The organism is Streptomyces rectiverticillatus, assembly GCF_013394065.1.
In the GTDB taxonomy this organism is placed as follows: Bacteria; Actinomycetota; Actinomycetes; order Streptomycetales; family Streptomycetaceae; genus Streptomyces; species Streptomyces rectiverticillatus.
In genome coordinates this window covers 7,270,144-7,284,398 of record NZ_CP040752.1, presented here as the reverse complement: position 1 = coordinate 7,284,398, position 14,255 = coordinate 7,270,144, and the positions used below count along the sequence as shown (strand labels likewise).

Below are 14,255 nucleotides of genomic sequence, written 5' to 3'. Positions count from 1 at the left end.
GGACACGCACTCGTGGTTCCGTTGACCGGCGGGAGGCCTGCCCTATGGTGGTGCCCGTGGGTGGGGTTCTGGGCAGAGCCGGCTCCTATGGGAGCGGGAGTGCGGGGGTCGGACTCGGCGGCAGGCCCGGGCGGGCGGTCGCGGGTGCGGCGGCCCTTGCCGTTGCGGCCGGCTGTACGGGCTCCTGGGCCTACGGTCACGCGGGCGCCACGCAGGCGGACATCCTCCGCGATCTGGCGGTGGGCTGGACGTTCGCCGGGGCCGGGCTGATCGCCTGGTGGCGGCGCCCGGCCAACCGCACGGGGCGGCTGATGGTGGCTGAAGGAGTGGCGTGGTTCCTCGGCAATCTGCAAGGGACCAGCGTGCCGCTGCTGTTCGCCCTCGGCGCCTGGTGGGAGGCGCTGAACCTGGCCGTGCTGGCGCATCTGCTGCTGGTCTTCCCCGACGGCCGCCTCACCACCGTCCTCGCCCGGCGCGTGGTCGCCGGCGGCTATCTGCTCGTGGCGGCGGGCGGGCTGCTGCGCGTCGTCACCTATGACCCGTCGGCCGACGGCGACGCGACCTATCTCACGTGCGGCGACTGCGGCCCCAATGCCTTCCTGTTCCGGCCCGGCCGGGACCTGTTCGAGGGCATCGACCTCGTCTACCGGTGGGCGGGTGCGCTGCTGACCGTCGTGGTCGTCGTCGCGCTGGTGCGCAACTGGCGGGCGAGCAGCACCGCGAGGCGCCGGGCGCTGCTGCCGGCGTGGATCGCGCTCCTGGTCGCCCTGGCGCTGGTGGGCTGGGAGGTGCTGTACGTGGCCGCGCCCGGACTGCTGGGACCCGCCGCGTCGACGCCCGCGCTGCTGTCGGACCTGAGCGAGATGGCGGTCCCGGTGACGTTCCTGGTGGGGCTGTTGCGGATGCGGCTGCGCCGCGCCGCGGTGGGCAGTGTGGTGATCGAGGTGGGCGCCGATCCGACGCCGCGACGGCTGCAGGACGTCCTGGCGCGCCTGCTCGGCGATCCCTCGCTGCGGCTGGGCCTGTGGTCGGAGCAGGCCGGCGGCTACCTCGACCCGGCCGGCCGGGCGCTGCGCGGCCCGTATCCGGGGTCGGGTAGGAGCGTCACCGCTGTGGACGGCCGGGAGAGGCCCTCGGCGGTGCTGGTGCACGACGCCGCCCTGGGAGAGGACCCGCAGCTGCTGACCGCGGTGGGCGCGTCGGTCCGGCTGTGCCTGGAGAACACCCGGCTGCGCTCGCAGGCCGCGGCCCGCGGGCGGGAGTCCCGTGCGGTCGGCTCCCGCATCCTGGAGGCGGCCGACCGGGAACGCCGGCGCCTGGAGCGGGATTTGCACGACGGCGCACAGACCCGGCTGGTCTTCGCCCTGATGTCGCTGCGGCGCCTGGACGCGCGCCTCGCGGACGCCGGGGACGGCGGGCTCCGGCACACGGTCGCCGAGACCGACCGCACGCTGCGGATGGCTTTGGAGGACCTGCGGGGCATCGCCCGCGGCATCCACCCGGCCGTGCTGACCCGGGAGGGTCTGGGCCCGGCGGTGACCGCACTCGCGGAACAGGCGCAGGTGCCGGTGGTGGTCTCGGTGGAGGACCGACGCTACCCGCCGCTGGTGGAGTCGACGGCGTACTTCGCGGTGTGCGAGGCGCTGTCGAACGCGGCGAAGTACGCGCAGGCGCAGGCGGTCAGCGTGTCGGCACGGCAGTGCGAGGGGCTGCTGGTGGTGGAGGCGGCCGACGACGGGGTGGGCGGGGCGGACCCCGCGCGCGGATCGGGGCTGCAGGGGCTGGCGGACCGGCTGGCCGCGGTCGGCGGCGTCCTGCAGGTGCACAGTCCCCCGGGCTGCGGGACCCGGGTCCGGGTGGAGCTGCCGTGCGCGTGACGGTGACCGAGGACTCCGTACTGCTGCGCGAGGGCCTGGTGCGGCTGCTGACCGAGGCAGGGGTGCAGGTGGTCGGCCAGACGGGGGACGCCGAGGACCTGGTGCAGCTGGTGGAGGGGGTACGGCCCGACGTGGCCCTGCTCGACATCCGCCTGCCGCCGACCCACACCGACGAAGGCGTACGGGCGGCGTGCGCGATCCGCGGGCGCTGCCCGCAGGTCGGGGTGCTGCTGCTGTCGCAGTACGTGGAGGCCGGCAGCGCGGTGCAGGTGATGGCCCGCCGCGCGCGAGGGTTCGGGTATCTGCTCAAGGACCGGATCGCGGACATCGAGGAGCTGACCGGCGCCATCAAGCGGGTGGGGGCGGGCGAGTCGGTGATCGACCCGATGGTCGTGTCCCGGCTGCTGCACCGCCGGCGGGCGGGCAGCGCACTGGAGGAGCTGACCCCCCGGGAGCGGGACGTGCTGGCGCTGATGGCCGAGGGGCGTTCCAACGAGGCGATCGCCGAGCAGCTGGTGGTGGGCGGCAAGACCGTCGAGACGCACGTGCGCAACATCTTCGCCAAGCTCGGCCTGGAGCCGAGCCTGACCGACCACCGGCGCGTGCTGGCCGTCCTGTCGTATCTGCGCGGGTGACGTGCTCGGCCGCGCAAGGAGCAACGGCCTGCTGACAGCCGGCGGCTGACGGCTGCTGACCGCGGGTCCGTGGAGGCCGGGCGCGCCGGGCGCGCATTTCAGGGCTGGCCCTGATGTGTGCACGGCGGGCCGGGCCTTGAATGGTGAGCACCGAAAGGGGAGCGCGGGAACGGGCCGAAGGGTTCGGAAACCGGCGCAGAACGGCCGGTTGCAGCCCCGGACTCGGGGCCCCGCAACCGCACTTCCCTTCTCCTACGGAGAGCACGTTCAACGGGAGGAAGCCATGAAGGCAGGCAAGAGCCTTGCTGTCGCAACGGCAACGGTGGCCCTCGGGGCGGGGCTGGCGGTGACCGCCCCTTCGGCCCAGGCGGAGCAGGCCGCGCGGAGCGTCGTCACGCAGACCGCCGACCTCGACACCGGCGCCGGCCACGGCGTCCAGGCGAGCTGGAAGCGGATCTGGGGCCCGTACAAGCACTCCCCCACCAAGTACTGGGCGACCGGCGACTTCGTGCCGCGCAGCAACGCGCTGGGCGTGCACGCCCGCTGCTGGAACGGGGGCGACGGCACCAAGCTCAAGATCGACATCGTGCGCAGCAGCGACAAGAAGGTCATCGCCAAGGGCGGCTGGGGCCACTGCACCGGCAACTGGATGAACGTGGACACCTTCCGCGCCTCGCCCAACCAGAAGCACTACATGCGGATCTACCTGAGCGGTAAGCCGCACACGATCGAGGCCCGCGCCTACCACAAGGTCTGAGGCGGAGCCGTTCAAGCCGCCGGGCCGTCCGACGGGGGAAGCATGGCGGGGCGGCCCGGCCCGACCGGGGCCTCTCTGAGGCCTGAGGGTGAATGACGGCGGAGAAGCGTTTCCGCCGGCCCGTGCTCTCGTTGGGTGATGACAAGTGCCTCTGGCACGGGAATCACCCAACGAGAGCGAGAAGCGGAGGACGCTGTGCGTCGGATGAACTTCGTGCTGGCCGTGGTCGTGATGGCGGGCGCATGGGCCGCACCGGCAGCGGTGGCCCAACCCGTCTCGGCACCACCCTTCGCCCAGCACGCGACCTCCGCCAAGCCGCCCTTCTCGTACGAGGACTGCCTCAAGGCGGCCAAGAAGCACGGGGAGAGCGCGCGCTACGGCAAGTGGCACTGCGACCAGCTGGTCAAGAAGGGCTGGGTCAGGCGCCCGAAGCGCTGACCCAGCCCACGTCGGCTCAGGCCGCGACGGGAGCGTCCGCCAGACTCCGGACGACCTCGGTCAGCGCGGTGGCGACCTCGGCGTCGTCGACCGGGTGAGTCTCGGCGAAACGCGTCACCGAGCCGGGAACCGCCAGCTTGACGTCCTCCAGGACCTTGCCGCCGGCGATACCCACGGCCTTGCGGGTCTCGTCCTGTGCCCAGACACCGCCGTACTGCCCGGCGGCGGTGCCGGTCACGGCGACCCGCTTGCCGACGATGGCGCCCACGCCGTACGGGCGCGACAGCCAGTCGATGGCGTTCTTCAGCACGGCGGGGATGGTGCCGTTGTACTCGGGGGTGAACAGCAGGAGGGCGTCGGCGGAGGCGGCCGCCTCGCGCAGGCGGGCGGCGGCCTCCGGGGCGGCCCCTTCGGCGTCGAGGTCCTCGTTGTAGAAGGGCACGTCGGCCAGGCCCTCGTAGATCTCGACCTCGGTGCCCTCGGGGGCGAGCTTGACCGCGGCCTCGGCGAGCTGGCGGTTGTGGGACCCGGCGCGGAGGCTGCCGACGAGCGCAAGGATGCGGACAGACATGAGGAACTCCAGGGAAATGATGACGGAAAGCAAACCGGACCGTGGTCCTGTTTAAGATTGTGCCACTTATCCGGACCGCGGTCCAGTTATCTCCCCGAGGCGCTACGCTGGGCCCATGACCGGCTCCACTCCCCCCTCGCCGCCGCCGTCCGGCGCCCCGGACGGCCGGAAGGAACTCACCCTCCTCCCGGCCGGCGACGCCCCGCAGCTCCGAGCCGACGCGGCGCGCAACCGCACCCGGCTGCTGGAGGCGGCATCCCGCCTGCTGATCGAGTGCGGAGCCGCGAATCTGACCATGGAGGCGGTGGCCTCGGCCGCCGGGGTCGGCAAAGGCACCGTCTTCCGGCGCTTCGGCGACCGCACCGGACTGCTGCTGGCGCTCCTGGACCACCGCGAGCAGCAGCTCCAGGCCGCCTTCCTCTCCGGTCCCCCGCCCCTGGGCCCCGGCGCCCCCGCGGCGCAGCGCCTGCACGCCTTCGGGCCGGCCCTCATCCGCCACGAGCGCGATCACCACGAACTGATCCTGGCCACCCGGGCCGACCCCCTGCGCACCTACAGCGTCCCGGCGTACGGCCTGCGCGTCGCCCACATCGCCATGCTGCTGCGCGAGGCGGGCGTGGAAGGCGACGCCGAGCTCCTCGCGCACACGCTGCTCGGCTGCCTCGACACCGCCCTCGTCCACTACCTGAGCGTCGAGCGCGGCATGCCGCTCGACCGCCTGGAGGCCGCCTGGCACGACCTCGTCACGCGGCTGGGGGCGGAGCGCTGACGGCGGGCGCCGAGGGCAACCGGCCCGCCCGGGCCTCTACGGGACGTCGATCTTGGGTACGTCGATCTTGGGCATCTCGACCTTGATCGGGTCCTTGGTGAAGGTCTCCGTCAGACCTCCCTCCCAGCTGACCGACAGGGTCTTGCCACCGTCGACGAGGGTGGCGGTGCCCTTGGTGCGCGGGTTGCCGGGGCTGGGGCACTTCAGGTCGAACTTCACTGTCGTGCCGGAGCGTTGTGCGGGACCGCTGCAGACGCCCTTGTCGGAGTCGGAGATGCCGCGGTCCCCGAAAATCGTCACTCGGACGATGTTGTAGCCCTTTTGCTGGTTCCATATGCCGTCCAGGTCGGCGGCCCCGGCGCCCTGGGCCGGCTGCTTGGCGCCACCCTGCTCCGGCTTCTTGGTGCCGTCCTCCCCGGGCTTCCGGGAACCGTCCGCCGAAGGCTTCGCCGCGGACTTGTCCCCGGCCTTGGCGTCGCCCTTCCCGCCCTCGCCGTCCGATCCGCTGCTGCAACCCGTCATCAGCACCGCTGCAATCAGCGCCGCACCTACGGTTTTTGCCACCTTACGCACGAATTTCCCCTCGACTGCCGAACAGAACAAGCCAACTTAACAGGCTGTTCCGCCGGCGCGAGAGCGCCTGCAAGGAGATCCACTTCTGACGGCGTGCGCCCTACAGGAACGGCCGGGCCGGGCGGCCGGGCCGTTCCCTTTGCGAGCCGTGAGGCGCCCTCAGATCTGCGGCAGGCTCCCGGGCAGGGGCAGCGGTGACGTCGCCTGAAGCGGGTTGCGGGCGGGGACGGGGGCCGCGGGGTGACAGGTGAAGCCGAGGCGCGTCAGCGCCCGGGTCACTTCACCGGCGGTGAAATCACGCCGGTCCTGCTTGGTGATCACCTGCCCCACCTGCTTGACGGGGTAGGTGCGGCGGCCGATGATCACGCACGCGCCGTCGACGGGCTCGGGCGCGATGCCCTTCATCATCTGTTCGACCTCGCTCTTGACGAAGTCGAAGGGGAAGCGGGCAATGACGCAGCGCATAGTGCCTCAACGGGGTGGGAGGGGATCCGGGGCAGGGCTGCCGACCGGGGGACGTGCGGCGCCGGCGGGAACGCCGGACACCACAGAACCTTATTCCTCGGTCCAGCACATATCGAGAAATTCTTTGCGGCACGGGCCGCGTCCAGGAATCACAATCACCGGCACACGAGCCGAGGAAAATAGCGAGCCACGGGACGGCGGGGGCCGGCCCGAGCCGGGAGCGGAGCGGAAAAACCGCCCGGAAACGCAACGAGCTGGGGCCCGCACCCAAAGTGCGGGCCCCAGCTACGTCAACGCGTCAGACGCGGGGCGTCAGGCACAGGCGTCAGGCGGGAAGGATGTTCTCCGCCTGCGGGCCCTTCTGGCCCTGCGTGACGTCGAAGGTCACCTTCTGGCCTTCCTGAAGCTCACGGAAGCCCTGGGTGGCGATGTTCGAGTAGTGGGCGAAGACGTCGGCGCCGCCGCCGTCCTGCTCAATGAAGCCGAAGCCCTTTTCCGCGTTGAACCACTTCACGGTGCCAGTAGCCATAATAAATCTCCTTCGGGGCGTTACCCGGGGACCGCACTGCGCGGGCCCCGCATCGCCGAGATGATTGCCCGTCCGGAAAAGAAAAGCCGGAAATACAAATAAGCGCTCCCATCGGCTGGAGGCCGACCGGACACACTTGCAAGTCTTTGGGAACCACAACTGCAACTGAAAAGACAGTAGCACGGAACCGCCCTCAGGTGGGCAGAAATTTTTTTCCGCACCACCATCGGGTGAAAAAATCCGGGCCGCGCCGGGCTATTTCTGCAGCTACGACGGCAGATGTTCACTGCCCGGCGCACCGCGTCATGCTGTCACGCCGCACGCCGGAAGAGCGCCGCCCAGAGGAAGGGCTCGCCGAAGGAGGGCGACTCGGAGGGCTCGTCGCGCATGCGGCGCAGGTCGATCTCCTCGAGGTCGCAGAAGATCCGGCGCAGCGACTCCGGCGAGTACGCGAGGCCGCCGTGGAGGCGGGCTTGGCGGTAGAGGTCCGCATCGGGGATCTCGGAGCCCATCTCGCCGGCCGCGAAGCAGGTGAGGGCGAACCGGCCGCCGGGCGCGAGGGCGCGGTCGAGGAGGGCGAGGTAGCTGATCCGGCGGTGCGGCGGCAGGTGGTGGAAGCAGCCGGAGTCGTAGATCAGGTCGTACTGGCCGTCGAGTTCCTCGCCGACGAGGGCGAAGGCGTCACCACACCGAAACCGGACCCCGGCCCCGGCCTCCCGGGAGCGGTCCTCCGCCCAGGCGATGGCCGCCGGGGAGAGGTCGACGGCGTCGACCTCGAAGCCCCGCGAGGCGAGGTGGATCGCGTTACGGCCCGGGCCGCAGCCCAGATCGAGAGCGCGGCCCGGAGCGATCAGGCCGCGGTCGAGGTACGAGACGAGGTTCTCGTCGGGCTTGTCCACGAAGAACGGCACCGGCCTGGAGCGGTCCTCGTAGAAGCCGTCCCACCAGGGCGCCGCGGCGGCCGTCCAGCGGTCGGCCTCCGGTGCGAACAGGCCGTCCAGCAGCCTCAGGACATCGTCCACCGTACGGATGTTCCGGTCCATTCGGACCCCCTTTCCCGTTGCCTCGATCGTAGGCGGGAATGACATAAAAGCCCAGGTCAGAGGCCATTCCAGGAAGCCGTACCCGGCCGCGTGACGGGGCCGGGGGCGGCAGGGGAGGGTGGCGCCCGCGGAGGGGGCGAACGGCCGTGCGCGCCCCTGGTGAAGGCCGCCCGGGGGTCGATTCCGGTCGCGCCGGACCGGGTTTCCCGACGATCTTGCCGGACCGTCGCCCGAGGGCTTCACGAGCCGGATCGTGGCCTGCGGCCGGGGCGCATCAACCACCCTTTACCCATAATGCGTTTCATGTGTCTGATGTGTCTTAGAAGCCTTGATGCAGCATTGCGTGTCGATTGTTCCCATGCGTCGTTTGGCAGGGCATGAAGAACCGCATCGTGACGCGTATTGCTGTGGGATCGACCCTCCTGGTGTGCGGCGCCGTCTCCGCGTCCGGCACCGCGGAGGCGGCCGGTGGCGGCGGGGTCAGCCCCCGGCCGTTGATGCACCGTCTCTCCAACGTCACCCATCTCGCCAATGTCGAGGACAGCCCCCTCGGCGACACCGTCTCCTTCGTCAACGAAAAGCTCCCCAGGGAGGCTTCCAGCCGTATCGCCCTCCGGTGACCAGCCACGCATCGCCGCAACCCGCGGTGCCGGAGCCCCCGGCGCCGCGGCACGCGGTGCGGCGGACCGTGACGCCCGCCGACGCCCCCTCGTCCCCGCTGGTCCCGTACGCCCCGCCCGCCCGGCCCGGTCCGCCCGCCCGCTGATCCGCGGGTACCGGGGGGTACAGATGGTGTTCATTCCTCGAATCCCGCCACCCCACCCCCGGCACCGGCCCTACGGTGGGCCCTCGCCACTACCGGACGGGGGGAATGGGGAACACCGTGAACAGGGAAGAGCGCGCCCGCATCGTCGCCAGGATCCAGGAGGAGCGCGAGCGGCTGCGCCCGTTGCAACCGCAGATGACGCGCACCGTGATCCAGCTGCTGCGCCGGACGGTGCCGGAGTCGGAGCCCGGGGTGGTGCCGTGGGTGAACCTGGCCACCATCAAGAGCATCGAGGCCGAGCACGGCACGGACGGGGTGGTGGCGCTCGCGTTGTCCCTGGGGAACTGGGCGGCCGCCATCGCCCAGGACTTCGCCCGCACGAACGGGCACACCGCCGAGCAGCTGATGGACTACTACGAGACCCAGTTCTTCGAGGACGACGCGTCCTCGGACTCCGAAGAATGAACAGGGCCCGCATGCCCGGCCTCACCCACCGCCCCCGCCCCCTCCGCAGCCGCCGGGGGTGAGGGCGGAAACTCGCGTCCCGTGGTGCAGAAGACGCAGCCGTCCCAGTGCGGCAGGGCGTTCAGGACCCGGTGGGGCACGCAGGAGGTCGTCACGGCCATGTCCGGGCCGGGGAACACGTCGTCTCCGGCCCGGGCGGCGGGGAGCGGAGCCGGGGCGAAGGCCTCGACCATGGCCCGGAAGTGCTTCAGGTACTTGGGCGCGTAGGGCGGTTCGTATCCCAGCTCGTCCCAGCGGTGCCGCTGCAGCGCGAGGTCGGTGACCCGCAGCACGAAGTCCTTGGCCTCGGCCCGCTCGGACGGGGTGTCCCCCCAGTCGATGTCCTCCAGGTCGAAGCCGACCACGCCTCGCCCCATCACGTTCTGGTCCTGCAGGGCCAGCAGCGAGGCGAAGCGGAAGTCCCAGGGGCGGCTGGCCAGCTCCGATACCGCCAGCCACAGCACGTCGACGAAGACAGCCGTCCCGCCGTTGGACATGGCGAGGCTGTCCCCCGCCCCGCCGAACACATTACCCATGCCACCACCCTAGGCATCGCGTCCCCGGAGCCCGTCCGGCCGTCCGGCCATCCCGCGGCATCTCGTCGTGCGAGCCCTCTTGCGTAGCACGCATCACACCCGTCAGGGTCACTAACCGAAGTCAGCGAGGTTCACGTACGCGCCGCAACTCACATCAGCCCCTTGTGTCCAGGAGGACCGATGCACGAGTCAGCCCCGCAGAACCCCAGGCACCTTGATCACGTGGATCACGTGGATCACGTGGATCACGTGGATCACGTCGATCAACTCGATCACTCCGAGAGCCCCGGTCCCCACACCTCCGTCGAGGGCCGGGAGCAGACCCCCGATGTCAGCCGCCGCCTCGTCCTGAAGTCCGCGGGCGCGGCGAGCGCAGGTGTGGGCCTGGGCCTCGGGCCGGCCCTGGCGGCGGCCTCCCCCGCCGCCGCTGCGCCGCCGCGGCGCCATGGCGCGACCATGATCGGAGTGCCCTTCGAGCGGCGCAGTACGGTGCGGGTCGGGATCGTCGGGCTGGGGAACCGCGGCAGTGCGATGACGGAGCTGTTCCTGGCGGTGCCCGGGGTACGGGTGGTGGCGCTGTGCGACACCGTGTGGGCGAAGGCGGAGAAGGTCGCGGCCAAGGTCAGGTCGGCCGGCCAGCCGGCGCCTGCGCTCTACACCAAGGGCGAGGGCGACTTCCGGCAGCTGTGCGGGCGCGGCGACGTCGACTTCGTGTACGTGGCCACGCCGTGGGAGTGGCACTTCCCGATGGCCGAGGCGGCCCTGACCGCGGGCAAGCACGTCGGGGTGGAGTGTCCGGCCGCCATGGAGCTCGATCAGCTGTGGCGCCTGGTGGACCTGTCCGAGCGGACGCGGCGGCACTGCATGCAGCTGGAGAACTGCTGCTACGGCAGGAACGAGATGCGCGTGCTGCGCATGGCGCACGCGGGGAAGTTCGGCGAGCTGCTGCACGGGGCGGGGGCCTACATACACGACCTGCGGGAGCTGATGTTCTCGCCGACGTACTACGAGGGGCCATGGCGGCGGCTGTGGCACACCCGGCTGAGAGGGGACGTCTACCCCACGCACGGTTTCGCTCCGGTCGCCAATTACATGGACGTCAACCGCGGGGACCGGGCCGTGCGGATCACGACGTTCGGCTCCCCCACCGCGGGCCTGGCCGCCTACCGTGCGCAGCACATGCCGCCCGGCGATGCGAGCTGGAAGGAGACGTACGTCGGCAGCGACATGTCGGTCAGCCTCGTGCAGACGGCCCGGGGGCGCGTGATCCGCCTGGAGCACGCGGTCAGCAACCCCCACCCCTACAGCCGTGTGAACGCGCTGAGCGGCACGAAGGGGGCCTTCGAGGACTACCCGGCGCGGATCTATCTGGAGCCGGAGATGTCCGGGGACGAGTGGGGCGACTTCGGGGCGTACGCGCAGTGGGACCACTGGCTGTGGAAGGAGCACGCGAACCCGCCGGGCGGGCACGGCGGCATGGACTACATCATGATCTTCCGGCTCATACAGTGCATGCAGCAGGGGCTGGTGCCCGATTTCGACGTCTACGACGCGGCGACGTGGAGCGCGCCGGTTCCGCTGAGCCACGCTTCCATCAAAGCGAAGGGTGCGCCGCAGGAGATCCCGGACTTCACGCGGGGGCTGTGGCGCGCCGGGCGGCCGGGGGTGGACTCGGCGAAGCCGTAGCGGGCGGGCGTACGGCAGGCAGCGGACGGCAGGAATGCGAAGAGGCGCCCGCCCCCGGTCTCCCGGGTCGGGCGCCTCTCGTCGTTCTCAAAGCCGGTCTTCTCAGCCGGTGTTCTCAGCCGGTCGGACCGGCTCGGATTCAACCGGTCAGGACTGACCGGCCTCCGCACGGGAGAGCTCGTTCGCGCGCTCGGTCTCGGCGACCCGGCCGCGGACGAGGAACCAGCCGCCGACCAGCATCGCCACGATGATCGGCAGGCAGAGCACCGTGGTGCGGCCGGCGCCGGGCTCGGACGCCATCAGGCCGAGCACACCGGCCAGGAAGACCAGGGTGACGATCTGGGTGTACGGGGCCCAGGGGAGCTTGTAGCCGGGGCGGGTGACCCGGCCGTCCTTGGAGCGGCGGTAGAACAGCAGGGAGCAGACCATGATCATGCCCCAGGTGCCGATGATGCCGATCGCGGCGAAGTTCAGCACGATCTCGAAGGCGTCGGCGGGGACGACGAAGTTCAGGCCGACACCGAGGACGCAGAAGAACGCGGTGAGCAGGATGCCGCCGTAGGGCACCTGGCCCTTGTTCATCAGGCCGGTGAACTTCGGCGCCGAGCCCGACATCGCCATCGAGCGCAGGATGCGGCCGGTGGAGTACAGACCCGAGTTCAGGCTGGAGAGGGCTGCGGTGAGGACCACGAGGTTCATCACGCCGGCCGCGTACGGCACGCCGATCTTCGACAGGACGGTGACGAACGGGCTCTCGCCGGCGATGTACTCGGTGAAGGGGAGCAGCAGCGCGAGCAGCACGACCGAGCCGACGTAGAACAGGCCGACGCGCCACATGATCGAGTTGATCGCCTTCGGCATGATCTTCTCGGGGTTCTTGGTCTCACCCGCGGCCACACCGCACAGCTCGACGGAGGCGTAGGCGAAGACGACGCCCTGGATGACGAGCAGCATCGGCATGACGCCGGTCGGGAAGATGCCGCCGTGGTCGGCGATGTTCGCCAGGCCCGGGGTCGAGTCGCCGACGCTGTGCTGGCTGGCCAGCAGGAAGATGCCGACGACCATGAAGAGGGTGATCGCGGCGACCTTGATGATCGCGAACCAGAACTCCATCTCGCCGAAGTACTTCACCGAGATCAGGTTCACGGTGAGCACGACCGCGAGGGCGATCAGCGCGAGCACCCACTGCGGGATGTCGCTGAACATTCCCCAGTAGTGCGTGTAGGTGGCCACGGCGGTGATATCCGCGATGCCGGTGGTGGCCCAGTTCAGGAAGTAGAGCCAGCCGGCGGTGAAGGCGCCCTTCTCGCCCATGAACTCACGGGCGTAGGAGACGAAGGCTCCGGAGGAGGGGCGGTAGAGCACGAGCTCGCCGAGCGCACGCACGACGAAGAAGGCGAAGAGGCCGCACACCGCGTAGGCGATGAAGAGCGACGGACCGGCACTGTGGAGACGGCCACCGGCGCCGAGGAAGAGTCCGGTGCCGATCGCTCCACCAATGGCGATCATGTTGACGTGGCGGGACTTGAGGTCCTTGCTGTACCCGGCATCGCCGGCGTCCACGTGTGTGGAGGCCGTCGGCGCCGCCGTGGCGGCGGGCTGGGGTTCGGCCGCAGTGAGGGTGCGGTCACTCATGTGGTTCTTCGCCTTCGCTGGAGGGGGCAGGACCGGGACGCGGTGGTGCTCGGAGGGGGAGCGACCCGGTTACCCGGAGGGCCGGCTGGCGACGCCGGTCTTCTCCGAGGGGTGAAGCGATGCCCGCCGGCCTGTGGCCGGGGTGCCTGCGGCTGCCCGTGGGCAGCCCCGGGAGGGGTCTGCCGGGAGAGCAGGCCGGTAGGCGCGGGCGTGGGGGTGCATGGCCCCGGGAGGACGGTGCTTCCGTCATCGCCCTGGGCACTGCAGGTGGCGCGGGGAGGTCAGCCCTTTAAGGGCCGCCGCCGGCCGGGTGTCGTCGTGCGACGGGCCGGCCTGCCGTGGGGCTCGTGCGCCCCGTGGCACGGCATGGCGCCGGGGCGCTGCTGCGCCTCGGTGCTCGGCCGGCTGTCGGTGGACTCCATGCCGTGAATGGTGTGAGGCGTGTAAGGGCGCCGTCAAGAGTTCACAGGGATTTGATATTTCCGCCGGTAAGCGCTCGGTCTGTGCTGGTCAGAGTGCGCAGGACGGGCATTTTCCAGACATACAAAGGGATTAGCGCGGCCCGAATGGCACGGCGGTACATGACCGTTTCGTGCCATACCCCTGACCGGTGTGATCAAGGCCACACGTCCGTGATCTTGCATTACTTGCCCCAGGCAAAACGTGCTGGCTACACGGAGCAGGGGCGGAGGTCCGGCGCGGACGGAAGCGGGAGGAATGGGAAGAGAGCCGACACGGGGACGGCCGGACAGCCGGACGGGTGGACCTGGGAGCCCGCGGGCGCGCGGGCCGCGGTGGCGGCACGGCAGCGGCTTACATTGGCCGCCACAGAAGCTCGAACGGCGGAGGTGTCCACCCATGCAGGTCGCCGGCTGGCACGTAGAAATCGAATTCGACGAGGACGAATCCCACACCCGGGCCGCCGCCCTCCTCCGGCTGCGCGACGGCACCGAGCTCCGCGCGCGCACCTCCTCCACCCGTGACCCGCAGGACCCGAACGAGCCCCGCATCGGCGAGGAGATCGCCGGCGCCCGTGCGCTCCGCGACCTCGCCGAACAACTCGAGCTCAAGGGCCGCGCCGAGGCCAGGAACCTCACCAAGCAGTAGCCCCGGCGGCGCCCCGCGAAGAGCCCCGGGCACGAGAGGCGACCCGTGAGATCCGGCCGATCCACCGGCATATGCGAGCGGGCGATGCCGGGGCCGGAAGGGTCGGTTCAGCTGCGGAGCGGCCTCCGGCAGGGGCTGACTGCGCGGCATCCGGGAGCGCGTGTGGTCGGCGTGAATGCATCGCCGGCCACGCGCCTTTACCTTGCATATATTGCCGCATGACTATCTCTTGACCTAATCTCCCGATGGCACCTGACGGCACATCAACAGCAGCCGTACGCACAGGGATCCACAGCAAAACAGCAAAAAGGCCCTGGGGGCGCGCCATGCGACGGCGTGCCCCCAGGGACCTCCGGTCAGCGCA

At 70.6% G+C, this 14,255-nt stretch carries 17 protein-coding genes; 10 read left to right on the top strand and 7 right to left on the bottom strand.

Features of this window, described 5'->3' with window-relative positions; genetic code table 11:
- Positions 1-56: 56 nt before the first annotated feature.
- From FGW37_RS31555 to FGW37_RS31540, 4 genes are all read left to right on the top strand, one after another.
- On the top strand, positions 57-1,877 hold the full coding sequence (locus FGW37_RS31555; protein WP_246430664.1) for a sensor histidine kinase: 1,821 nt from the start codon (positions 57-59) through the stop codon (positions 1,875-1,877).
- On the top strand, positions 1,868-2,512 hold the full coding sequence (locus tag FGW37_RS31550; protein WP_218650620.1) for a LuxR C-terminal-related transcriptional regulator: 645 nt from the start codon (positions 1,868-1,870) through the stop codon (positions 2,510-2,512). The genes FGW37_RS31555 and FGW37_RS31550 overlap by 10 nt, the downstream gene beginning before the upstream one ends.
- A gap of 283 nt (positions 2,513-2,795) precedes the next feature.
- Positions 2,796-3,269, top strand: coding sequence for a hypothetical protein (locus FGW37_RS31545; protein ID WP_179084196.1), 474 nt, complete (start codon positions 2,796-2,798; stop codon positions 3,267-3,269).
- A 204-nt stretch (positions 3,270-3,473) separates the two neighbouring features.
- The gene (locus FGW37_RS31540; RefSeq protein WP_179084195.1) at positions 3,474-3,707 is read left to right on the top strand and encodes a hypothetical protein; all 234 of its coding nucleotides are present in this window, start codon (positions 3,474-3,476) and stop codon (positions 3,705-3,707) included.
- A 16-nt stretch (positions 3,708-3,723) separates the two neighbouring features.
- Here the strand turns inward: FGW37_RS31540 and FGW37_RS31535 are convergent, their stop codons facing one another.
- The gene (locus tag FGW37_RS31535) at positions 3,724-4,278 is read right to left on the bottom strand and encodes an NADPH-dependent FMN reductase (RefSeq protein WP_179084194.1); all 555 of its coding nucleotides are present in this window, start codon (positions 4,276-4,278) and stop codon (positions 3,724-3,726) included.
- A gap of 115 nt (positions 4,279-4,393) precedes the next feature.
- Here FGW37_RS31535 and FGW37_RS31530 point away from each other — a divergent pair, with 115 nt between their 5' ends.
- Positions 4,394-5,047, top strand: coding sequence for a TetR/AcrR family transcriptional regulator (locus FGW37_RS31530; protein ID WP_179084193.1), 654 nt, complete (start codon positions 4,394-4,396; stop codon positions 5,045-5,047).
- 36 nt (positions 5,048-5,083) lie between these two features.
- Here FGW37_RS31530 and FGW37_RS31525 read toward each other — a convergent pair whose 3' ends face one another.
- The 4 genes from FGW37_RS31525 to FGW37_RS31510 all read right to left on the bottom strand — a co-directional run bounded on the left by FGW37_RS31525 (position 5,084) and on the right by FGW37_RS31510 (position 7,657).
- Positions 5,084-5,611, bottom strand: coding sequence for a hypothetical protein (locus FGW37_RS31525; protein WP_179084192.1), 528 nt, complete (start codon positions 5,609-5,611; stop codon positions 5,084-5,086).
- 168 nt (positions 5,612-5,779) lie between these two features.
- Positions 5,780-6,085, bottom strand: coding sequence for an SCO5918 family protein (locus tag FGW37_RS31520; protein ID WP_179084191.1), 306 nt, complete (start codon positions 6,083-6,085; stop codon positions 5,780-5,782).
- 325 nt (positions 6,086-6,410) lie between these two features.
- Positions 6,411-6,614 (bottom strand): cold-shock protein, encoded by a 204-nt coding sequence (locus tag FGW37_RS31515; protein WP_030365760.1) that lies wholly within the window; start codon positions 6,612-6,614, stop codon positions 6,411-6,413.
- Positions 6,615-6,925: 311 nt separating this feature from the next.
- On the bottom strand, positions 6,926-7,657 hold the full coding sequence (locus tag FGW37_RS31510) for a class I SAM-dependent methyltransferase (protein WP_179084190.1): 732 nt from the start codon (positions 7,655-7,657) through the stop codon (positions 6,926-6,928).
- 392 nt (positions 7,658-8,049) lie between these two features.
- On the opposite strand from FGW37_RS31510, the gene FGW37_RS31505 reads away from it, so the two are divergent.
- The 3 genes from FGW37_RS31505 (at position 8,050) to FGW37_RS31495 (ending at position 8,888) form a co-directional block, all read left to right on the top strand.
- Positions 8,050-8,277, top strand: a complete 228-nt coding sequence (locus tag FGW37_RS31505; RefSeq protein WP_179084189.1) for a hypothetical protein — start codon at positions 8,050-8,052, stop codon at positions 8,275-8,277.
- Entirely contained in the window at positions 8,274-8,423 is a 150-nt protein-coding gene (locus tag FGW37_RS31500; protein ID WP_179084188.1) for a hypothetical protein, read from the top strand. The genes FGW37_RS31505 and FGW37_RS31500 overlap by 4 nt, the downstream gene beginning before the upstream one ends.
- 117 nt (positions 8,424-8,540) lie before the next feature.
- A complete protein-coding gene (locus FGW37_RS31495; RefSeq protein WP_179084187.1) occupies positions 8,541-8,888 on the top strand; it encodes a hypothetical protein in 348 nt (115 codons plus the stop codon).
- Here FGW37_RS31495 and FGW37_RS31490 read toward each other — a convergent pair.
- A complete protein-coding gene (locus FGW37_RS31490) occupies positions 8,837-9,463 on the bottom strand; it encodes a hypothetical protein (RefSeq protein ID WP_246430663.1) in 627 nt (208 codons plus the stop codon). The two genes, FGW37_RS31495 and FGW37_RS31490, sit on opposite strands and share 52 nt — an antisense overlap.
- Positions 9,464-9,811: 348 nt before the next feature.
- On the opposite strand from FGW37_RS31490, the gene FGW37_RS31485 reads away from it, so the two are divergent.
- Positions 9,812-11,149 carry a Gfo/Idh/MocA family protein gene (locus tag FGW37_RS31485; protein ID WP_246430884.1) on the top strand — a complete coding sequence of 446 codons (1,338 nt, stop codon included), beginning with the start codon at positions 9,812-9,814 and terminating at the stop codon, positions 11,147-11,149.
- Positions 11,150-11,296: 147 nt separating this feature from the next.
- Here the strand turns inward: FGW37_RS31485 and FGW37_RS31480 are convergent, their stop codons facing one another.
- Entirely contained in the window at positions 11,297-12,784 is a 1,488-nt protein-coding gene (locus FGW37_RS31480; protein WP_179084185.1) for an amino acid permease, read from the bottom strand.
- Between the two features lie 858 nt (positions 12,785-13,642).
- Between FGW37_RS31480 and FGW37_RS31475 the strand changes: the two genes are divergently transcribed.
- Complete coding sequence (locus FGW37_RS31475; protein ID WP_058043407.1) at positions 13,643-13,891, top strand: DUF1876 domain-containing protein; 249 nt, start codon at positions 13,643-13,645, stop codon at positions 13,889-13,891.
- Positions 13,892-14,255: the final 364 nt, after the last annotated feature.

What these genes read in the sequence shown, in the direction of transcription:
- FGW37_RS31540 (WP_179084195.1), top strand. Translation starts at nt 3,474, where the DNA reads ATGAACTTCGTGCTGGCCGTGGTCGTGATGGCGGGCGCATGGGCCGCA.
- FGW37_RS31480 (WP_179084185.1), bottom strand. Translation starts at nt 12,784, where the DNA reads ATGAGTGACCGCACCCTCACTGCGGCCGAACCCCAGCCCGCCGCCACG.
- FGW37_RS31510 (WP_179084190.1), bottom strand. Translation starts at nt 7,657, where the DNA reads ATGGACCGGAACATCCGTACGGTGGACGATGTCCTGAGGCTGCTGGAC.
- FGW37_RS31520 (WP_179084191.1), bottom strand. Translation starts at nt 6,085, where the DNA reads ATGCGCTGCGTCATTGCCCGCTTCCCCTTCGACTTCGTCAAGAGCGAG.
- FGW37_RS31475 (WP_058043407.1), top strand. Translation starts at nt 13,643, where the DNA reads ATGCAGGTCGCCGGCTGGCACGTAGAAATCGAATTCGACGAGGACGAA.
- FGW37_RS31515 (WP_030365760.1), bottom strand. Translation starts at nt 6,614, where the DNA reads ATGGCTACTGGCACCGTGAAGTGGTTCAACGCGGAAAAGGGCTTCGGC.
- FGW37_RS31545 (WP_179084196.1), top strand. Translation starts at nt 2,796, where the DNA reads ATGAAGGCAGGCAAGAGCCTTGCTGTCGCAACGGCAACGGTGGCCCTC.
- FGW37_RS31535 (WP_179084194.1), bottom strand. Translation starts at nt 4,278, where the DNA reads ATGTCTGTCCGCATCCTTGCGCTCGTCGGCAGCCTCCGCGCCGGGTCC.
- FGW37_RS31530 (WP_179084193.1), top strand. Translation starts at nt 4,394, where the DNA reads ATGACCGGCTCCACTCCCCCCTCGCCGCCGCCGTCCGGCGCCCCGGAC.
- FGW37_RS31490 (WP_246430663.1), bottom strand. Translation starts at nt 9,463, where the DNA reads ATGGGTAATGTGTTCGGCGGGGCGGGGGACAGCCTCGCCATGTCCAAC.